This window comes from Roseovarius sp. E0-M6 (genome assembly GCF_037083845.1).
GTDB lineage: Bacteria > Pseudomonadota > Alphaproteobacteria > Rhodobacterales > Rhodobacteraceae > Roseovarius.
Map to the genome: position 1 here is coordinate 65,108 of NZ_JBAPLA010000006.1, position 20,494 is coordinate 85,601.

Sequence of the window (20,494 nt, forward strand, 5' to 3'; positions counted from 1 at the left end):
TCCGTCCTTCTGTGTTGTCCGTCCCCTGAATGGCCCGCTCTTGCCGGCGTGCCTTGGCAGGTGATTACCCGAGCGGATAACGCGTGGGCAAGAAATTTACGAGCCCCGGCCCCTGAAACCCGGCTAAACCCCGCCGAATGGCGAAAAATTGCCGATATGCAACGGTTTGAGAGCTGAAATGGATGCTGCACGCAAAGCGCCGTTGGTTTGACACCGGGTCTGATCGGCGCGAAATTGCCGGGAAAAGGAGACCGCAGGCATGTCATTTCCGATTATCGCGCTTTGGGCGCATCCCCGATCAATGTCGACCGCGACCGAGCGTGTGATGCGTGAGCGAGGCGATCTGGACTGTGCGCATGAGCCGTTCATGTACGATTATTACGTTGCGCGTGGCGCGGGTGTGACGCCGCATTTCGACGTTCAGGAGGATCATCCCGCCGCCTATGACGACATCCGTGACATGCTGTTGCGGCGGGCCGAGACGCGCGGCGTCTTTTTCAAGGACATGAGCTATTACGTGATGCCCCGCCTACTTGAAGATGCGCGGTTCCGTGACCGGGTGCGGCACGCGTTTTTGATCCGCAACCCGGAGGCGGCGATCGCGTCCTATCATCGGCTTGATCCGAATTTCAGCGAAGAAGAGATCGGGATCACGGCCCAGTGGGAGCATTATGACGGGCTGCGCGCAGCCGGGCACGATCCCGTGGTGCTCATCTCGGAGGCGATCCGCGACGCGCCGGCGCGCGAGATCGGACGCTGGTGGCGGTCGGTCGGGCTTGGTGATGCGCCACATGCCTTTGAGTGGGAGGGCGACGCCATACCGGACGATTGGGAGCAGGTGGGTGCATGGCATGGTGCGGTCAGCCAGAGCACGGGCATTCGCCCGATGGAGCCGGGGCACGAGGCCCGCGCGCACGAAAAATTCGAGCGTGCGGCGGAAGAGGCCCCGCACCTGCGCGACTGGCTGGCGCGGCTGCGGGGGCCCTATGAGCGGCTGCGTGCCGTGGCCGAACGCCAGCAGGCCGAGAATGGCTAAAGCGCTTCGCGAAACGCTTTAGCTGCGGTTTGCGTCGGATGGTTCAGAGGGCGCGCGCGGCCTCGAGCACCTCTTCGGCGTGACCCGGCACCTTGACCTTGCGCCAGACCTGCGCGATGCGCCCGTCGCCGTCGATCAGGAAGGTCGTGCGTTCGATGCCCATGAAGGTCTTGCCATACATCTTCTTTTCCTTCCAGACGCCGTAGCGCTCTGCTGTGTCGCCTGCCTCGTCCGAGACGAGCGGGATGCCCAGATCGTGCTTGATCACGAACTTGTCATGACTGGCCACGCTGTCCTTGGAAATGCCGATAACCTTGACCCCGGCGGTGGCGAATTCGTCCGCAAGTGCGGTGAAGGCCGTTGCTTCCTTGGTGCAGCCGGACGTGTCGTCGCGGGGGTAGAAGAACAGCACGACAGGTGCCGGGCGCAAGTCACTGAGCCGAATTTCGCCACCTCCGTCACGCGGGAGGGTAAAATCGGGGGCAATATCGCTTATTTCTGTCATAACACGCTCGCTGTTGCTGCTTTAGGAATTTCAAATTAGGCCGCGGCGGGCAAGTATAAAGAGGCGCATGGCAGCACAGGATCATATGACCCGAACGGAGCGGGGCCACGGCCCGGCGCGGGACGCGACGCGACACCGACGCCGGAGACGGCGTCGGACGGTGGGTCTTTGGTCGCTTCTGAGTGTTGCTCTTCTGATGATTATGGGCGGGCTTTTCGTGCTGTCCTATCTGGGCACCCCCATCGTGGTGCCCGACTGGCTTCATGCCAAGGTGGTCGAGCGCCTCAACGAGGAGACCGGCGGCGTTGAGGTTGAGATGGGCGAGGTTGTCGTGGTGGTCGAGCAGGGCTGGCAACCGCGCCTCGAACTTCGGGATGTCCTCTTTTCAGAGCGTGGAGGCGCGCCGATTGCCTCCCTGTCGCGTCTGAGCGGGACCGTCGCGATGGAGCCGCTTCTGCGGGGCGAGTTGCAACCCAAGGTGATCGATCTTTCGGGGGCCGCGCTGTCGCTCAGGCGGGACACGGACGGCAATATCAACATTGCACTGGGCGGCGGTGGCGATGTGGATCTGGCCAAGGTGATCGCGCAGATCGACCGGGCGATGCAAAGCCCGGGCCTTGCGACGCTGAGCCGGGTCGGGGCCGACAACATCACGCTGCGCTATGAAGATGCGCGGGCGGGACGCGCGTGGAATGTCGATGGCGGTAGCCTCGGACTCACGCGGACCGGTGATGACCTGCGCCTTCGGGGGGATTTCACCCTATTGGGCGCGCGGGCCTATGCCACCACCCTCGAGATGAGTTTCGCCAGCCGCATCGGTGACGCGGCGGCGGAAATGTCGTTCAACATCGAGGATATGCCAGCCGGTGAGATCGCGGGGCAATCGCCGGCGCTGGCTTGGCTTGCCGCACTTGATGCGCCGATTTCGGGTGCGCTTCGGGCGCGGCTTGACGAAAACGGGCGGCTTGGCCCGCTGGATGCGACGCTACACATCGGGAAGGGGGTTCTCAAACCCAATGACGCGGTGAAACCCGTGGCCTTTACCCGCGCGCAGACTTATTTCACCTATGACCCGCGCGAACAGGCGCTGAGATTCAATGAAATTGCGATAGACAGCAAGTGGGGGCAGGTCCGGGCCGAGGGGCAGGCGTTTCTGATCGGCCCCGAAGATGGCTGGCCTACCGAGCTTCAGGCGCAGCTTCGGTTGCGCGATATCGTGGCGAACCCGATGGACTTTTATCCCGAGCCGGTGCGCATGGAAGCCGCGACCATGGACATGCGGCTTGTCCTTGATCCCTTTGACCTGACGCTGGGAGAGTTGACGCTTCTGGATCAGGGGCAGCGCCTTGTCATGAACGGATCGCTCAAGGCCGTGGACGAAGGCTGGGATCTTGCGATGAATGGCGAGATGGATGCGCTGAGCTATCAGCGTCTGGTGGAGTTGTGGCCCACCGAGGTCAAGACCAACACGCGCGAATGGCTTGTGGAGAACATCTCGGACGGGCAACTGACGGATATCCAGATGGCGGTGCGGTCCGACCCGGGAGAGGTGCCGGACGCCTATATCAATTTTGCCTATCACGATCTGAAAACCACCTTCGCCAAGGGGATGCCGCCCATTGAGAACGGTGTTGGACAGGCGTCGCTTTATGGCAACCGCTTTGCGATCACGGCGACGGGCGGGCATGTGCAGGCCGAGGAAGGCGGGCGCATCGACATCGCGGGCACCAGTTTCATCATCCCGGATGTGAGCATACGTCGGGGGCCTGCGCGCGCCGAGGTCAAGATGAACAGCACCATCACCGGCGCGCTGTCGCTTCTGAACGAAGCGCCGCTCAACCTTATGGACAAGGCGGGGCAGCCTGTGACGCTGGCTGAGGGGCGGGCCGAACTGGAGGGGCGGCTTGAGTTCCTCCTCAAGCCCGAGCTCAAGACCGAGGACGTGGCCTTTGACGTCGCGGGGACGCTCCGAAATCTGCACAGCGAGACCATTGTCGAGGGGCGCGTCCTGTCGGCCGACACGCTTGAAGTGAAGGCGAGCGGCGAGGAGGTGCGCATCACCGGCGACGCGCGTCTTGGGCAGGTTCCGATCAGTGGCGTGTGGCATAGCGCGCTGGGCAAGGCGAACGCCACGGGCGGCAGCCGCCTTGAGGGCAGTGTCGAACTTTCGGAGCAGTTCGTGGAGGAGTTCGGCATCGGCCTGCCGCCCGGATCGATCAGTGGCCGGGGCACCGGCGAGATCACGGTCAACCTGACCAAGGATGGCGCGGGACGTTTTGTTCTTGAGTCGGATCTTCGGGGGCTTGGGATGCGGCTGTCGCAACTCAACTGGGCGAAGCCCGCGGCAAGCGCGGGGTCGCTCAGGGTCGAGGGAGAGCTTGGACAACCGCCGTCGATCGAGCGTCTCGCGCTGGATGCGCCGGGCTTGGAGGCGGCGGGAACGGTGCGGCTGCGTCCCGACGGTCAGCTTGACCAAGCCGCCTTTACCAAGGTGCGGGTCGGTCAATGGCTCGATGCGCCGGTGACGCTGATCGGGCGGGGTGCGGGCGCCACCCCGGCGGTTCAGGTCTCGGGCGGGCGTGTCGATCTTCGGCAGACATCGCTGAGTGCGGGGCCGGGTGCGGAAAGCCGACGGGGGGCGCCTGTGACGCTGATGCTTGACCGGTTGACGATTTCGGACGGGATCGCACTGACCGCGTTTCGCGCCAACCTTGATACCAAGGGAGGCACGAGTGGCCAGTTTTCGGGAAAGGTCAATGGCGGCGCGCCGATCAACGGCACGATCATCCCCGAAAAGGGCCGCAGCGCGTTTCGCATCATATCGGACAACGCTGGCGGCGTGCTGCGTTCGGCCGGGCTTTTGAAACAGGCGCGTGGCGGGTCGATGGAACTTATCCTGAAACCCGCCGACGAAGAGGGGAGCTATAACGGGCGGCTGAAGGGAGAGAACCTTTGGCTCACGGATGCGCCGGCGATGGCCGCGCTTCTCAATGCGCTGAGTGTCGTGGGGCTGCTTGAACAGATGTCGGGCAATGGCATTCATTTCGGGGATGTCGACGCACAATTCAAACTCGGTCCCGAGCAGCTTACGCTTTACAAAGGGCGGGCTACGGGGGCGTCGCTGGGGATCACGATGGATGGCTATTACTGGATGGATCAGGGCCGGATGGACATGCAGGGCGTGATTTCACCGGTCTATATGCTCAACGGGATCGGCGGGGTTCTGACCCGCAAGGGCGAGGGGCTTGTCGGTTTCAACTATCAGATGAAGGGCTCGGCACAGGATCCGAGGGTCAAGGTGCTTCCGCTCACGCTCTTTACGCCGGGGATGTTTCGCAACATATTCCGCCGCGCGCCGCCCGGCGAACAACGCGCCGAGGATCGGCTGCGCGAATTAGAGCAGGAAACCGGACGCAGCGGCGTGGCCACGGGCGGGCCGCAGGGTGAACGATAAAAGACCGGGCAGGGCCGCGAGATGAAGCTGAGCGATTTCGATTTCGATCTGCCCGAGGCCCTGATCGCGACGCGGCCGGTGCGGCCGCGCCCGGCGGCGCGGCTTCTGGTGGCCGAGGGCGACGCGATCACGGATGCGCATGTGGCCGATCTGGGCCGGTGGCTGCGACCGGGGGACCGCCTGATCCTGAATGATACCAAGGTGATCCCGGCGCGGCTCAGTGGCATGCGCCATCGCGACGGATCAGAGAGCGGCGCGCGGATCGAGGTGACTTTGCTGGAGCCGGTGCCGGGTGGGCAATGGGCCGCGCTTGTCAAACCGCTCAAGAAGCTGCGCGAAGGCGAGCGGATTGTCTTCGGTGCCGGGCTGAGTGCCGATCTGGTGGACAAGTCCGAGGGGCGCGGGCATTTGCGGTTCAACCTTGATGGCACGGATTTCGATGCGGCGTTGGCCGAGGCGGGTGCGATGCCCCTGCCGCCCTATATCGCGGCACGACGGGCGGCGGATGCACAGGACCACGAGGATTATCAAACCGTCTGGGCGCGCCATGCGGGGGCTGTGGCCGCGCCGACCGCATCGCTGCATTTTGACGAGGCCCTTTTGGCCAAACTGAAGGCGCAGGGCGTGGAGACGACGCATGTGACGCTGCATGTCGGGGCGGGCACGTTTCTTCCGGTGAAGGTAGAGGACGTGACCACCCACCGGATGCATGCCGAATGGGGCGAGGTGAGCCCGAACGCCGCCGCCGAGATTGCCGCGACGCGCGCTGCGGGCGGGCGGATCATTCCGGTGGGCACGACCGCGCTGCGCCTGATCGAGACGGCGGCACGCGACACCGGTGAGATCGCGCCGTGGCAGGGCGACACGGACATATTCATCTATCCCGGCTTTGATTTTCGCGTGACCGATGCGCTGATGACCAATTTTCACCTGCCGAAAAGCACGCTGATGATGCTGGTCTCGGGGTTGATGGGGCAGGAGCGTATCCGCCGCATCTATGATCACGCTGTCGAGGCGGAATATCGCTTTTTCTCATACGGTGACGCCTCGTTGTTGATCCCGGAATGAAACCCTGTCAACGGGGGCGAAACTTGGCGCGGATGAGTCGCGTTCATGTCGGACAGACCACCCGCGACGTGGCAGGAAGGCCGCGGAAAGACTCGGAGTCAGCGAATGATCAAGGTTATGTCAAGCGCCTGGGCGCTGCTTCTGGGCATGATGCTCTTGCAGGTCGGCAATGGCATGCAGGGCACGCTTCTTGGTATTCGGGGCGAGATCGAGGGCTTTTCTACGATAGAAATGTCGCTCGTGATGTCGGGATATTTCGTCGGGTTCCTTTTTGGGTCACGGATGGCGCCGGATATGATCCGCAGGGTCGGGCATGTGCGTGTGTTCGCCGCGCTCGGATCGCTCATTTCTGCGGTGATGATCCTTTATCCGGTGCTTCCGAACCCGGTGGCGTGGGGCGCGGGGCGCATCTTGATCGGGTTCTGCTTCTCGGGGGTTTACGTGACTGCCGAAAGCTGGCTCAACGAGGCGGCGGATAACGAGAATCGGGGCAAGGCGCTTTCGCTTTACATGATCATGCAGATGGTCGGTATCGTCAGTGCGCAATACCTTCTGATCCTTGGTGAGCCGAGCGGTTTCGTGCTGTTCATCATTCCGTCGGTTCTTGTTTCGATCGCTTTCGCGCCGATCCTTCTTTCGGTGAGCCCGACGCCCGCTTTCGACACGACCAAGCCGCTCAGCCTGAGGGAAATCATGCGGATTTCACCGCTCGGCTGTGTCGGTATGTTCCTTCTGGGCGGGGTTTTTTCGGCACAGTTCGGCATGGCGCCGGTTTACGGGGCCGAGGCGGGGCTGAGCGTTGCGCAGATTTCGACCTTCGTGTCGTTCTTCTTTATCAGCGCGCTTATCGTGCAGTATCCCATCGGTTGGCTGTCGGACCGAATGGACCGGCGCGTGATGATCATGGCGGGGGCCCTGATCATCGGAGTTGGCGGTCTGATCGGAGTTTTCCTTGGGGACGTATTCATCCTTCTGTGTGTGGCGGCGGCGATGATCGGGGGCATGTCGAACCCGCTCTATTCACTGCTCATCGCGTATACGAACGACTTTCTGGAACATAGTGACATGGCCGCCGCCGCCGGCGGGATGGTCTTCATCAACGGTCTGGGTGCTGTGTTCGGTCCGCTTTTGACCGGGTGGATCATGGGCGTTCTCGGGCCTTGGGGCTTTTTCATGTTCATCGCCGTGCTTGGCTTTGCGATGGCGGGGTATGCCGGATACCGCATGACGCAGCGCCCCGCGATCTCGGTCGAGGATCAGGATGCCTATGCGGTCGTGATGCCGTCGGCCTCACCGGTGGCGGTTGCGATCGCGCAGGAATGGGCCATCGACGAGGCGCAAAGCGAAGATGACGAAGACGAAGCCGCCAAAGAGGCATGACGCGCGAAATGATTGCGTTAACGTGAGCGGAGTGTCGCTATTGAAGCATTTTATGACTTTCACCTTATGTTAACGGCGCGTTAACATTCATAAATCTGTCGTATGGATTGAAGAGGAGCATTCCATGGCAACGCCCGAAGAGGTGCTGAATTTTTGGTTGGACGAGGTTGGTCCGAAGGGCTGGTATGAGCGTTCCGACGAACTGGATGAGACGATCCGCGACAAGTTTCTGGAAGCCTGGCAGCAGGCGCGCGATGGCACCTACGGATTGTGGCTGACTTATCCCAACGGCACGCTGGCCTATATCATTCTGATGGATCAGTTTCCGCGCAACATGTTCCGGGACGAAGGCAAAGCCTTCTCGACCGATCGGACCGCGCTGGCCGCGGCCAAGGCGGCGATCAACCGCAAATGGGATTTGCGCATCGATGAGCCCGCACGGCAGTTTTTCTATCTTCCGCTGATGCATTCCGAGAACCTTTGTGATCAGGAACGCTCGATCCGGCTTGTCTGTGAGCGGATGCCCGAGACCGGCGCTGACACGCTCCTGCATGCCCGTGCGCACCGTGAGGTGATCCGGCAGTTCGGGCGCTTCCCCTATCGCAACGAGGCGCTGGGCCGGGCGACGACGGGCCCTGAGCGCGGGTATCTGGACGCGGGCGCCTATGGCGAGACGCTCCGTCGACTGCAAGGGGCCGACGCGGCCTGACATTGGCCTAATTCTCCTTTAGGATGGTGGGGCGCGGCAATGATTGCCGCGCCCTTTTTCGTGCCGCGTTGCGGCCCGGCGGGAAATAGTTTAATGCTGAACTAAAGCGCTTCGCCTCAAACTTGAGGCACTCACTTAGGGCGAGACGCGCGCAACGCTAAATCTGTGCGAGGCGTTTCCCGAAAAGCCGTGATGCGGGTTTTTCGCGAAACGCTTTAAATATAGGATCGGAGTTGGACTATGGCGGCGCAAAGCTTTGACATGATCGTAATCGGGGCCGGGCCGGGCGGCTATGTGGCGGCTATCAGGGGGGCGCAACTGGGCCTCAAGGTCGCGGTGGTGGAGCGCGAGCATCTTGGCGGTATCTGTCTTAACTGGGGGTGCATCCCGACAAAGGCGATGCTGCGGTCTTCGGAGGTGTTTCACCTGATGCACCGGGCCAAGGAATTCGGGCTGAGCGCGCAGAAGATCGACTATGATCTTGATGCGGTGGTCAAACGGTCGCGCGGCGTGGCCAAGCAGCTTACGTCCGGCGTGGGCCATCTTCTCAAGAAGAACAAGGTCACGGTGATCATGGGCGAGGCCACGCTTCCGGCGAAGGGCAAGGTGAGCGTCAAGACCGACAAGGGCGAGACGCAGGAGCTTAGCTCCAAGCATATCGTTCTGGCCACCGGGGCGCGGGCCCGTGAACTTCCGGGGCTTGAGGCGGACGGCGATCTTGTCTGGACCTACAAGCACGCGTTGCAGCCGCCGCGCATGCCGAAAAAGCTTCTGGTGATCGGATCGGGCGCGATCGGGATCGAATTCGCTAGTTTCTACAATACGCTGGGCGCGGAGACGACCGTGGTCGAGGTGATGGACCGCGTGCTTCCGGTGGAAGACACCGAGATCAGCGGTTTCGCCAAGAAAGCCTTTGAAAAACAGGGCATGAAGATCATGGAGAAATCCACGGTCAAGCAGCTGGACAGGGGCAAAGGCAAGGTCACGGCGCATATCGAGCGCGGCGGCAAGACCGAGAAACACGAGTTCGACAGCGTGATTTCCGCGGTGGGCATCGTCGGCAACATCGAAGGGCTGGGCCTTGAGGATCTGGGCGTAAAGGTCGACCGGACCCACGTGATCGTGGACGAGTATTGCCGCACCGGCGTGGACGGGCTTTTCGCTATCGGCGATCTGGCGGGCGCGCCATGGCTGGCTCACAAGGCGAGCCACGAGGGCGTTATGGTGGCCGAGCTTGTGGCGGGGGGGCATCCGCACGCGGTGCGCCCCGAAGCGATTGCGGGCTGCACCTATTGTCATCCGCAGGTGGCGAGCGTCGGTTTGACCGAGGCGCAGGCCAAGGACGCGGGGCACGAGATCAAGGTCGGACGCTTTCCCTTTATCGGGAACGGCAAGGCCATCGCACTTGGCGAGGCGGAGGGCCTGATCAAGACGGTGTTCGACGCCAAGACCGGCGAACTTTTGGGGGCGCACATGATCGGGGCCGAGGTGACGGAGCTTATTCAGGGCTACGTGGTGGGCCGACAGCTCGAGACCACGGAAGAAGACCTGATGAATGCCGTTTTCCCGCATCCGACGCTGAGCGAGATGATGCATGAAAGCGTGCTTCAGGCTTATGACCGCGCCATTCATATCTAGGGTGCCGGTGGGTTGAAAACCCACCCTACGGGGGCAGGAGAAGACGTGCCGAGTATTAACCGCATCGTGATGCAGCAGACCTCGAAGGAGTGGCTGAGCGCGCTGCCTCTTGACCGGATGGATTGTGCAGAGGTGTCTGGCAAGAACGGGCGGCGCTACAATTTCCGGAGCTATGAGCGGTTCCGCTTTCCGAAATACGATATCTGCGACAGCCCCTATATGGACCGCGATGGCGCGGTTCTGAGTTTCGATATCGTGCTGGCCAATCAGGTTTGGGAGCATCTGGACCGGCCTTATGCCGCCACGCGCCATGTGCGCGAGATGCTGCGCCCCGGTGGATATTTCTGGGTCGCGGTTCCATTTTTCATACCCTACCACGGGGCGCCTGTGGATTGTTCGCGCTGGACGGCGCGGGGATTGAAAAATCTGTTGATCGAAGCCGGGTTTGAAGCAGGCAAGATACGGGCGGCGCAATGGGGCAATCGCCACGCGGCGCGGCGTAATCTTGAGGATGACTGGCCGCCGGAATATGATCCCGAGCGCGACGATTTGACGAACGATCCGGATTGTCCGGTTTGCGCATGGGCGCTTGCGGAGAAATGAAGCGGCGAGGGTGCCGGGCTGAAGCCCGGCCTACGGGTGAGCAGTTGGTTAGAGTGCCGGGCTGAAGCCCGGTCTACGGGTGAGCGGTTGGTTAGAGTGCCGGGCTGAAGCCCGGTCTACGCATTTTTGCGGAGGTAGTCGCGGAGGGCGATGGCGTTGTTGTGGTCTTCGTCCTTGGCGGCATAGACCAGCGTGACGCGGCCCTCGCGCGCCCGGTCGATCAGGCCATTCACCGCGTCGTTGTCGTCAAGCTCACCGTGGTAGCGTTTGCGGAAGTCATCCCATTTTTCAGGGTCATGGCCGAACCATTTCCGCAGGTCCTCGCCGGGGGCTACGTCTTTCATCCAGTCATCGAGCTGTGCGGCCTCTTTCGAGACGCCGCGGGGCCACATGGCATCCACGAGAACGCGGTGCCCGTCATTGTCGGCGGGCTCGTCATAGGCGCGTTTGAGACGGATATCCAAAAAGGTCTCCTTCGGTCGTTGCTCAGCTATAGGCGATCATGCGGCCAAAGATCAGCACGGTGGGCCAGAGCGCCAGCGACAGAGCGGCGGGCAGCCGCAGGTGCGCATGGCCCGGGCGAGCCAAGTGGAGATGCAGAGCGGCGTTCAGAATTGCGGCCGCCAGCAGCGCCATTTTCCACCGGAACCACGGGTTCATGATGTAGTCGGTCGCCTGTGTGACAAAGAGGAGCGCCCCGCAGGTGATGGCCAAGGCCAAGCCAGCGGCGGCGAAGGGGCGCAACAGCGCCACCGCGTCCTCAACCCTGCCGCGCCGCACGAGCCCAAGAAGGCGCAGATCCATAGGCACCACCGCCCCCAAGAGCAGAGCGAGGCCCAGAATGTGCCCGGCATTGACGAGCGGATAGACCCACCGCGACTGCTTGAGGAACTGCGCCAGCGCGCCCGCTTCGAGCCACGCGGCAAGATCGGTCACACGCGGCCTTCGTAGAGAATGTAGCGGGTGCCGTCGATCACCACCGCCTCGGCCTTGACGAGCCTCTCGTCAGGATCGGCGGAGCGTTCGCCCTGAATGGTGATCTCGGTTCCGGGTGCCATCATGTCGTCGGTGAGGCCCGCGCGCTCGTTGCGCCAGGGTTGTCCCACTTCGGCGGTCCAAATCTCGCCCTCGGCGTCGATGGTGAGCACGCCGTGGGGATTGCCCAGATCGGCCTCGGTGATGATGCCGGTCAACTCGAATTCGCCCGAGTCGGTCCAGCGCCAGCCGTGATGCGCCATCGCCGGAGCGGCCAGAAGGCCGGCGGTCATGGCTATGAATGCGCGTCTTGTCCTGTGCATGGTATCCTCCTTCGCTATGGTGGAAGGTAGGCGACATTTGCGGCATGTCATCCCACGCGCCGCGAGGGTGGAGTTTTTCTGCTCATCCGTTCGTGAAATGTTCTCAATTTTTCATTGGAGTCCGGGAGTCGATACACTATCTGTTAACTTCGTAGCCGAGGGGGCCACATGGCAGAGCAGACACATATCGAGGTGCGCGGCGCGCGCGAGCACAATCTCAAGAGCATCGACGTGGACATTCCGCGCAATGAGCTTGTGGTGATTACCGGCCTCAGCGGGTCCGGTAAATCGAGCCTCGCTTTCGATACGATCTATGCCGAGGGGCAGCGGCGCTATGTCGAGAGCCTCAGCGCCTATGCGCGGCAGTTCCTCGATATGATGGAAAAGCCGGATGTGGACCATATCAGCGGCCTGAGCCCGGCAATTTCCATCGAGCAGAAGACCACCAGCAAGAACCCCCGTTCGACCGTCGGCACGGTGACGGAAATCTATGACTACATGCGTCTTTTGTTCGCGCGGGCGGGCACGCCCTATAGCCCGGCCACCGGCAAGCCCATCGAAGCGCAGCAGGTGCAGGACATGGTGGATCGGGTGATGACCATGGACGAGGGCACGCGCGCCTTTCTTCTGGCCCCCATCGTGCGCGACCGGAAGGGCGAATACCGCAAGGAATTCCTTGAGCTGCGCAAGCAGGGCTTTCAACGGGTGAAGGTGGACGGCACCTTCTACGAGTTGGACGAGCCGCCGACGCTCGACAAGAAGTTCCGGCACGACATTGATGTGGTGGTGGACCGGCTTGTGGTCAAAGACGGGCTTGAGACGCGGCTGGCCGACAGTTTTCGCACCGCGCTCGATCTTGCTGACGGAATCGCCATTCTGGAGACAGCGCCGAAGGAGGGGGAGCCGGAGCGGCTGACTTTTTCGGAGAATTTTGCCTGTCCTGTCAGTGGCTTCACAATTCCCGAGATCGAGCCGAGGCTTTTCTCGTTCAACGCGCCGTTCGGGGCCTGCCCGGATTGTGACGGTCTGGGGATCGAGCTTTTCTTTGACGAGCAACTCGTGGTGCCGGATGCGGCGCTCAAGCTTTACGACGGGGCGCTGGCTCCGTGGCGGAAAGGCAAGAGCCCGTATTTCCTTCAGACCATCGAGGCCATCGCGAAGCATTACGAATTTGATACGCAAACCCCTTGGAAAGACCTGCCCGCGCATGTGAAGCAGGTCTTCCTATACGGGTCGGGAGACGATGAAATCCCGTTTCGCTATGACGAGGGTGGGCGCGTTTATCAGGTGACCCGAAGCTTTGAGGGGGTCATCCCCAACATGGAGCGGCGCTATCGCGAGACGGACAGCAATTGGATCCGCGAGGAATTCGAACGGTATCAGAACAATCGCCCCTGCGGCACATGCGGTGGCTATCGGCTGCGTGAAGAGGCGCTGGCGGTAAAGATCGGTCCCGAGGGGGCCCGCCTGCATATCGGGCAGGTCGTGCAGATGTCGATCCGCGAGGCGTATGAGTGGTGCGAAACCGTGCCCGGGGCGCTGAGCGCGCAGAAAAACGAAATCGCGCGGGCCATTCTCAAGGAAATTCGCGAGCGGCTTGGGTTTTTGAACAATGTCGGGCTGGAATACCTGACCCTGAGCCGGAACGCCGGGACGTTGTCGGGCGGCGAGAGCCAGCGGATCAGGCTGGCCAGCCAGATCGGCAGTGGGCTGACCGGGGTGCTTTACGTGTTGGACGAACCCAGCATCGGCTTGCATCAGCGCGACAATGGCAGGCTTCTGACCACGCTCAAGAACCTGCGGGATCAGGGCAATACCGTGATCGTCGTGGAGCATGATGAGGAGGCCATACGCGAGGCCGATTACGTGTTTGACATTGGCCCCGGCGCGGGCGTGCATGGCGGGCAGGTCGTGAGCCACGGGGTGCCCGAGAGTGTGGCGGCGGACGAGAATTCGGTGACCGGACAATACCTGTCGGGGATGCGCGAGATCGCGGTGCCGGCATCGCGGCGCGAGGGCAACGGCAAGACCGTGGAGGTGGTGAAGGCGACGGGCAACAACCTCAAGGAGGTGTCGGCGCAATTCCCGCTGGGTCGTTTCGTCTGTGTGACGGGCGTGTCGGGCGGGGGCAAGTCCACGCTGACGATCGAGACGCTGTTCAAGACCGCATCCATGCGGCTTAACGGAGCACGCCAGACGCCAGCCCCATGCGAGACGATCAAGGGGCTCGAGCATCTCGACAAGGTGATCGACATCGACCAGCGCCCCATCGGGCGGACACCGCGTTCGAATCCAGCGACTTATACCGGGGCCTTCACGCCGATCCGGGACTGGTTCGCCGGGCTGCCCGAGGCCAAGGCGCGCGGCTACAAGCCGGGACGGTTTTCGTTCAACGTCAAGGGCGGGCGCTGTGAGGCGTGTCAGGGCGACGGTGTCATCAAGATCGAGATGCACTTCCTCCCGGATGTCTATGTCACCTGCGAGACCTGTCAGGGCGCGCGGTATAACCGCGAGACCCTGGAGATCAAGTTCAAGGGCAAGAGCATCGCGGATGTCCTTGATATGACGGTGGAAGATGCGCAGGAGTTCTTCAAGGCGGTGCCCAGCATCCGCGAGAAGATGGATGCGCTTATGCGGGTTGGCCTTGGCTATATCAAGGTGGGTCAGCAGGCGACCACCCTCTCGGGCGGCGAGGCGCAGCGCGTCAAGCTGAGCAAGGAATTGGCCAAGAGGTCGACCGGGCGAACGCTCTATATCCTCGATGAACCGACGACGGGGTTACATTTCGAAGATGTTCGAAAACTGCTAGAAGTCCTGCATGAGCTTGTGGATAGTGGCAACACCGTGGTTGTCATCGAGCATAATCTTGATGTTGTCAAAACCGCCGACTGGATCCTTGATATCGGTCCGGAGGGGGGCGATGGCGGTGGCGAGATCGTGGCCGTGGGCACGCCCGAGACGGTGGCCGAGGTGGCGGCGAGCCACACGGGCAGTTACCTCAAACCGATGCTTACGGTGCGTAAACTGGCGGCGGAGTAGGGCTCAGAGCCCGGCGCGGTAGAGCCAGATCATTCCCCGAACGGCGAAAACGCCAACGAATGACACGACGATGGTTGTCGTCTCGAGCATGGGGTTCTCGTGCGAGCCTCGCACGCTGCGGCGCTGTGACGTTGGTCAGACTACCCCGTTTTGCCAATTCTGGCGCGTGTCTGGCAGACTGATGTGCAATGTGCTTCGGACTTCGCTTCGCGACGCGCGCAAGATCACCTGTCACTGGCGAAACGCCACCGAGCCTTCGCAGATCAGCCGAATTCGAGCTGTTCAGCAGTTCACGACGCCGTTGGCGATATCCGGCGAGAAGAAGCGGTTTGTCGCGTGCATGTTGCAGGCATTGACCCAGGCGGCCGAGGACGAATAGTAGGGCCCCGCATGTTTGAGCCAGCCCTGACCAGACCAGTTTGCCGGCGCAACGCCAATCGTGGGCGGCGTCGTATAGCTGTTCATGAAGATGTAATAGATCGTCTGCTGGGCATAAATTGCAGTTCCCGAAACCGCTGTCAAAGTGATCAGCGCGGCGGCTATGCCCGCGCGCGCCGATGTCAGTCGCGCTGCGAGAAATTTGGTGATCTGTGGCATGTTTCCCTCCATTTTGCGATCACTAGGATATCACAGGGGGCCGAATCGCCCAAATTCGCGACATCTCGCTTATTGCCGCGCGCAGGTGTTGATCCCCAAAAGCGCATAGGGCGGGCAGATGCCCAGCGCGGCCGTCCCCAGCAGAACGATCCCGGCGATCAGCGCGACCCAAGACCAAGTTCCTGAATGTACGAAGAAAAACGTGAGGATCAGCGCGGCGCCGATGAGCCCGCCAATAGTGCGATCGGTGGTGCCGACATTCTTGGCGAACCTGTCCGTGTCTCCTGTCGTGAAATGATGACAGCAGGATACACCGACGGCGCGCGTGCCGATTTGATCGGCGTCAGCCGCGCTTGCGCTTTTCGAATCGGGGGAGCATGGCCGAGAAATCGCGGCCCGTGCCGCCTTCGTTCTCGACGAATTGCGCATAAAGATCGGTGGCCGCCTGACCGAGCGGCGTGTCTGCGTTGGCGTCTTCGGCGGCCTGTTGTGAAAGGCGCAGATCCTTGAGCATGAGTTCGGCGGCGAAGCCCGGCAGATAATCATTGTCGGCGGGCGATTGCGGGCCGACGCCGGGGGCCGGGCAATAGGTGTTCATCGACCATGAATAGCCCGAAGAGGTCGAAACCACGTCGAACATCGCCTCGCGCGAGAGGCCAAGTTTGTCGGCCAGCGCGAAAGCCTCGCAGGTGACGATCATCGTGGCTCCGAGGATCATGTTGTTGCAGATTTTGGCCGCCTGACCATTGCCGGACGGGCCGCAATGCACCGCCTTCTGGCCCATGATGTCGAATAATGCGCCAGCCTTTTCAAAACCGTCTTCATCGCCGCCGACCATGAAGGTGAGCGACCCGTTGGTCGCGCCGCCGACACCGCCCGAGACCGGCGCATCAAGAGCGAGAAGACCGGCCTCGTTGGCCATCTCTGCCACCGCGCGGGCGCTTGCCACATCGACGGTGGAGCAATCGAGCAGGACCGCACCTTTGGTCATCGCGGGAATGATCGCCTCGGCCACCGAGCGCAAGATGCCGCCATTGGGCAGCATGGTGATCACGACCTCCCGCCCTTCGGCGGCCTGATGTGCATCGTCTGCCATTGTGACGCCTTCGATGCTGACCTCGGCGGTGTCAAAGCCCGTCACCTCGTGGCCAGCCCGTGCGAGATTGGCGGCCATGGGGCCACCCATGTTGCCGAGTCCAATGAATCCGATTTTCATGCTGTCGCATCCTTCTTGTCCAGAGTCAGGCTGTTTTCCTTGAGCGGCATCAGCATCTGTGCGGCCGCCATCGTGGGAGGGGATTCGAGATCGTGTTGCCAGTTGGGTGAGCGATCCTTGTCGATTACCGCGGCGCGCACCCCTTCGAGAAAGTCGCCATGCTCCATGGCGCGGAAGGTATAACGGTATTCGAGATCGAGCGCGCGGCGAATATCGGCGGAGGGGCCGCGCAGGCGGTGGATCATCTCGACCGCGCAGGCCATGGAGAGCGGCGAGTTGCGCGATATGGATTTGAGGGCCTTGCTGGAAAAATCGCCCTGATCGTGGCGGAGCGCGTTGAGAATATCGAGCAGCGTATCGCCCGCGAAGAGCGTGTCGATCTTGGCGCGCTGATCCGGCAGGTCGCCGTCCGGGGGGGTGCGGGCCGCCTCTTGGATGGCTGTGGGGCTGCCGCTTTCACAGAGGGTCGCGATCAGGGCGGGCCAATCGTCCCTTGGGATGTAGCTGTCCGCGAAGCCGGCAAAGATCGCATCGCCCGGACCCATGCGCGTGGTGGTCAGCGCAAGGTATTCACCGACCCGCCCCGGCGCGCGCGCCAGAAGCAGCGAACCGCCCACATCCGGCACAAGGCCGATGCCGCATTCGGGCATCGAAATCTGCGTGCTGTCACAGACGATGCGGTGTGAGCCGTGGCAGGAAATGCCGACGCCACCGCCCATGTTGAAGCCCTGCATGAAGGCCACGTAGGGCTTGGGAAATTCGGCGATCAGGGCATTGAGGCGGTATTCGTCAGCCCAGAACCGTTGGCCATAGGCGAAATCGCCCGCGCGGCCGATTTCATAAAGCTTTTGAATATCGCCGCCCGCACAGAATGCCTTGTCGCCCGTCGCGTCGATGATGACGATTGATATTTCATCGTCTTGGGCCCAGGCATCAAGCGTCTCTTCTATCGCCATTGCCATTTCATAGGTGAGCGCGTTAAGCGCCTTGGGCCGGTTGAGGGTGATGCGTCCAGCGCGGCCGTCCTTGCGGATGTTGATGTCAGATGATGTCACGCGGCAAAGTCTCCGATTGGGGCCGATCAGGTTCCGTCTCTGGCCCAAGCGCGGGCCTTGTCGCGATCCTTGGGGTCAAAAAAGCGCATTTCCGCCTGAGGGAAAAGCCCATCGGCCATTTTTGTTGCCCAGTCCAGCCAGTCCTGAGAGCCGACCATCGCGATGCGAGAGAAGGCGTTGCGATATTCGGCCCCCATTTTCGCATCACGCCAGAGCGCGCCCACGTCCCAGCCATCGAAGGCCGGTGTGATCTCGACCAGCATCGGCATCGGACCATCATGCTGTTCGGCGATGCGCGCGAAGGCAGGCTCAAAGCGGTCATAATCCTCGGTGCTGAGCTTGCCCGAAAGAGTGAGGTGCAGCAGGCCGTTTTCGTCGTCATAATGAAGCATGGTCCGTCTCCTTGTTGTCTCTGAGAGGGCAACGGATGATCAGGCGGCATGTTCCGACAGGAGCTTGCGCGCGACGATGAGGCGCATGATTTCATTGGTGCCTTCGAGAATCTCGTGCACGCGCAGATCGCGGACCAGTTTCTCGATGCCGTAATCGGCGAGGTAGCCGTAGCCGCCATGGAGTTGCAGGCATTGGTTGACGATGCGGCTTCCGGCCTCGGTCACGAATTTCTTGGCCATGGCGCAGAATTTCGTTGCGTCCGGTGCGCCGGTGTCCAGTTTCCAAGCTGCTTGGCGCAGGAAGGTGCGGGCGGCCTGAAGCTCGATCTCGATCTCGGCGAGGCGGAATTGAAGGGCCTGAAACTCGTTGATGGGTTTGCCGAAGGCGTGACGTTCGGCCATGTAATCGAGCGTCATGTCGAGCGCGGTCTGCGCGGCCCCGAGCGAACAGGCGGAAATGTTGAGGCGGCCCCCGTCGAGGCCGGCCATGGCGTAGGAGAAGCCGCGCCCTTCGTCGCCCACGAGATTGGCGGCGGGCACCTTGCAATCGTCGAACTGGACCTGTGCGGTTGGTTGTGAGCGCCAGCCCATCTTGTCCTCGAGCCCGCCGAAGGAGAGGCCGGGCGCGCCATCTTCGACCAGCAGGGCCGATATCCCCTTGGGACCGTCCTCACCAGTGCGGCACATCACGACATAGGCGTCTGAATAGCCGCCGCCCGAGATGAACGCCTTGGTCCCGTTGAGCGTGTAGCCATCGTTGGTCTTGGTCGCGCGGGTCTTGAGCGCCGCGGCGTCCGAGCCGGAGCCGGGTTCCGTCAGGCAGTAGGACAAGACGGTTTTCATCGACAGAACGTCCGGCATGACGCGCGCTTTCATTTCGTCGCTGGCGAAGGTATCCAGCATCCGGGCGCACATGTTGTGGATCGACAGGAACGCCGCTACGGAGGGACAGGCCATGGAGAGCGCCTCGAACACGAGCGTCGCATCGAGCCGCGAGAGCCCGGAGCCGCCTGTTTCTTCGCTGACATAGAGCCCTCCGAAGCCCAGTTCCGCGATCTCGGGCCAAAGGTCTTTGGGGATGGTGCCCTGAGCCTCCCATGCGCGGGCATGCGGCGCGATGCGGTCTTGCCCGAAGGCGTGGGCCATATCGAAGATGGCGGTCTGTTCCTCGGTCAGTGCGAAATCCATGGCGGCCCCCGGTTGATGGAATTGAACGTGCGTTTAATTACCAAAGTTTGCGACAGTGTTGCAAGCGGTGTGGCAGGTGCCCTTGGTGATGTGCGGCAAGATGCCAAAACCAAGCCCATTCCCGCGCTCTGCGGTCTCTGCGGCCCACTTCAAAGATCGTGATGGAATTCGTCGATGAGATGGCGGACCACGGCACGCAAGGCCGTGTCCGTGCAATTGTCCTGTGCCAGTGAGTGTTCGAAAACCGTCCGTTGGCGTGTGGAGGAGCCGCCGGTTTGGGCCATTTCGCGGGCTGTCTCGATCTCGCGCAGGGAGGAGAAATGACTGCCATCCTCGGCCACCAGCGCGATCATCTCTTCGAGAAGGTCGGCGAACTCTACGATTTCACCGCGACCGAAGTCGATCAGGCCGCGCTTGGTGCCATAACGCTGGGCGCGCCAGCGATTCTCGGAGACGAGAAACGTATCATAAATGCGCCACCGCTGATTACGGACGGCCAAACGCCAAAGCATGCGGGTGAGCGCCTGAGTAAGTGCCGCGAGGGTGAGCGCGTGCTCCATCCGGGGCTGCACGTCGCAGATGCGCGATTCGATGGTGGGAAACCTTGAGGAGGGGCGTAGATCCCACCAGATCTTGGAGGCATCCTCGATCACGCCGAGGTCGATAAGCGTCGAGACGGAGCGTTCGAACTCCGAGAAGCTTTCCATTCGGGGGGGCAGGCCGGTGCGGGGCAGATTGTCGAAAACCGAGAGACGGTAGCAGGCAAGGCCGGTATCCTGTCCCTGCCAAAAGGGGGAAGACCCGCTGAGTGCGAGGAGATGCGGCAGAAAATAGCTGAGCTGATTCATCAGGTCGGTGCGACGGTCTGGATCGTTGATGCCCACGTGAACATGCATGCCACAGATCAGCATCCGCCGGACCACGCCCGCGAGATCGGATTTCAGCGTGTTATACCGGTCCTTGTCGGTGTTTTTCTGATCGCGCCAGTCCGAGAAAGGGTGACAGGAGGCCGCGATCGGGACGAGGTTGTGCCGCGCGGCATGCCGGGACACACAAGCGCGGAGCCGTTTAAGATCCTCTCGGGCCTCGCCGACGGTGCCGCAGACCTTGGTCCCGATCTCGATCTGACAATTCAGGAATTCCGGCGCGACCTGATCCTGAAGCTCTTTCTGGCAGTCTTCCATCAGGCCCGGAGGCGCCTCGGCCAAGGCGAAGCTGTCACGATCGACGAGGAGATATTCCTCCTCGATGCCGATGGTGAAATCGGGCTCGGTCATGGCCATGGCGCGCCTTTCGGTCTGGTGATGTCAGGAAAG

The 20,494-nt window shown here is 61.9% G+C and carries 19 protein-coding genes; 8 read left to right on the top strand and 11 right to left on the bottom strand.

Annotation, left to right across the window (positions count from 1 at the left end; translation table 11 throughout):
• The first annotated feature begins 259 nt into the window (after window positions 1-259).
• Window positions 260-1,036, top strand: coding sequence for a hypothetical protein (locus V8359_RS14500; protein ID WP_336429747.1), 777 nt, complete (start codon window positions 260-262; stop codon window positions 1,034-1,036).
• 43 nt (window positions 1,037-1,079) lie between these two features.
• On the opposite strand, the gene V8359_RS14505 is transcribed toward V8359_RS14500, so the two are convergent.
• Window positions 1,080-1,541, bottom strand: a complete 462-nt coding sequence (locus V8359_RS14505; RefSeq protein WP_336429748.1) for a peroxiredoxin — start codon at window positions 1,539-1,541, stop codon at window positions 1,080-1,082.
• 160 nt (window positions 1,542-1,701) lie between these two features.
• Here V8359_RS14505 and V8359_RS14510 point away from each other — a divergent pair, with 160 nt between their 5' ends.
• The 6 genes from V8359_RS14510 to V8359_RS14535 all read left to right on the top strand — a co-directional run bounded on the left by V8359_RS14510 (window position 1,702) and on the right by V8359_RS14535 (window position 10,393).
• Entirely contained in the window at window positions 1,702-4,995 is a 3,294-nt protein-coding gene (locus tag V8359_RS14510; RefSeq protein ID WP_336429749.1) for a YhdP family protein, read from the top strand.
• 21 nt (window positions 4,996-5,016) lie between these two features.
• Window positions 5,017-6,063, top strand: a complete 1,047-nt coding sequence (queA, locus tag V8359_RS14515) for a tRNA preQ1(34) S-adenosylmethionine ribosyltransferase-isomerase QueA (protein ID WP_336429750.1) — start codon at window positions 5,017-5,019, stop codon at window positions 6,061-6,063.
• Window positions 6,064-6,168: 105 nt separating this feature from the next.
• Window positions 6,169-7,443 (top strand): MFS transporter, encoded by a 1,275-nt coding sequence (locus V8359_RS14520; RefSeq protein ID WP_336429751.1) that lies wholly within the window; start codon window positions 6,169-6,171, stop codon window positions 7,441-7,443.
• Window positions 7,444-7,567: 124 nt separating this feature from the next.
• Entirely contained in the window at window positions 7,568-8,152 is a 585-nt protein-coding gene (locus V8359_RS14525) for a DUF924 family protein (protein WP_336429752.1), read from the top strand.
• Window positions 8,153-8,392: 240 nt separating this feature from the next.
• Window positions 8,393-9,790, top strand: a complete 1,398-nt coding sequence (gene lpdA, locus V8359_RS14530) for a dihydrolipoyl dehydrogenase (protein ID WP_336429753.1) — start codon at window positions 8,393-8,395, stop codon at window positions 9,788-9,790.
• Between the two features lie 45 nt (window positions 9,791-9,835).
• The gene (locus V8359_RS14535) at window positions 9,836-10,393 is read left to right on the top strand and encodes a class I SAM-dependent methyltransferase (protein WP_336429754.1); all 558 of its coding nucleotides are present in this window, start codon (window positions 9,836-9,838) and stop codon (window positions 10,391-10,393) included.
• Window positions 10,394-10,509: 116 nt separating this feature from the next.
• On the opposite strand, the gene V8359_RS14540 is transcribed toward V8359_RS14535, so the two are convergent.
• Genes V8359_RS14540 through V8359_RS14550 form a run of 3 tightly spaced genes read right to left on the bottom strand, consistent with a single transcriptional unit; the run spans window position 10,510 to window position 11,691 of the window.
• Window positions 10,510-10,857 (bottom strand): DUF488 domain-containing protein, encoded by a 348-nt coding sequence (locus tag V8359_RS14540; protein WP_336429755.1) that lies wholly within the window; start codon window positions 10,855-10,857, stop codon window positions 10,510-10,512.
• A 22-nt stretch (window positions 10,858-10,879) separates the two neighbouring features.
• Complete coding sequence (locus tag V8359_RS14545) at window positions 10,880-11,329, bottom strand: hypothetical protein (RefSeq protein WP_336429756.1); 450 nt, start codon at window positions 11,327-11,329, stop codon at window positions 10,880-10,882.
• Window positions 11,326-11,691: a DUF6152 family protein gene (locus V8359_RS14550; protein WP_336429757.1), complete on the bottom strand. Its 366-nt coding sequence runs from the start codon at window positions 11,689-11,691 to the stop codon at window positions 11,326-11,328. The genes V8359_RS14545 and V8359_RS14550 overlap by 4 nt, the downstream gene beginning before the upstream one ends.
• A gap of 168 nt (window positions 11,692-11,859) precedes the next feature.
• Between V8359_RS14550 and uvrA the strand changes: the two genes are divergently transcribed.
• Window positions 11,860-14,730 (top strand): excinuclease ABC subunit UvrA, encoded by a 2,871-nt coding sequence (gene uvrA, locus V8359_RS14555; protein ID WP_336429758.1) that lies wholly within the window; start codon window positions 11,860-11,862, stop codon window positions 14,728-14,730.
• A 282-nt stretch (window positions 14,731-15,012) separates the two neighbouring features.
• Here uvrA and V8359_RS14560 read toward each other — a convergent pair whose 3' ends face one another.
• The 7 genes from V8359_RS14560 to V8359_RS14590 all read right to left on the bottom strand — a co-directional run bounded on the left by V8359_RS14560 (window position 15,013) and on the right by V8359_RS14590 (window position 20,455).
• Complete coding sequence (locus tag V8359_RS14560; protein ID WP_336429759.1) at window positions 15,013-15,327, bottom strand: hypothetical protein; 315 nt, start codon at window positions 15,325-15,327, stop codon at window positions 15,013-15,015.
• 69 nt (window positions 15,328-15,396) lie between these two features.
• Window positions 15,397-15,756, bottom strand: coding sequence for a YgaP family membrane protein (locus tag V8359_RS14565; protein ID WP_336429760.1), 360 nt, complete (start codon window positions 15,754-15,756; stop codon window positions 15,397-15,399).
• Window positions 15,671-16,543, bottom strand: a complete 873-nt coding sequence (gene mmsB, locus V8359_RS14570; RefSeq protein ID WP_336429762.1) for a 3-hydroxyisobutyrate dehydrogenase — start codon at window positions 16,541-16,543, stop codon at window positions 15,671-15,673. Before mmsB ends, V8359_RS14565 begins: the two co-directional genes overlap by 86 nt.
• A complete protein-coding gene (locus V8359_RS14575) occupies window positions 16,540-17,598 on the bottom strand; it encodes an enoyl-CoA hydratase/isomerase family protein (RefSeq protein ID WP_336429763.1) in 1,059 nt (352 codons plus the stop codon). Before V8359_RS14575 ends, mmsB begins: the two co-directional genes overlap by 4 nt.
• A gap of 26 nt (window positions 17,599-17,624) precedes the next feature.
• Window positions 17,625-17,990 carry an STAS/SEC14 domain-containing protein gene (locus V8359_RS14580; protein ID WP_336429765.1) on the bottom strand — a complete coding sequence of 122 codons (366 nt, stop codon included), beginning with the start codon at window positions 17,988-17,990 and terminating at the stop codon, window positions 17,625-17,627.
• A gap of 39 nt (window positions 17,991-18,029) precedes the next feature.
• Window positions 18,030-19,178, bottom strand: coding sequence for an acyl-CoA dehydrogenase family protein (locus V8359_RS14585; RefSeq protein ID WP_336429766.1), 1,149 nt, complete (start codon window positions 19,176-19,178; stop codon window positions 18,030-18,032).
• A gap of 149 nt (window positions 19,179-19,327) precedes the next feature.
• Window positions 19,328-20,455, bottom strand: coding sequence for a carboxylate-amine ligase (locus V8359_RS14590; protein WP_336429767.1), 1,128 nt, complete (start codon window positions 20,453-20,455; stop codon window positions 19,328-19,330).
• Between the last annotated feature and the right edge of the window lie 39 nt (window positions 20,456-20,494).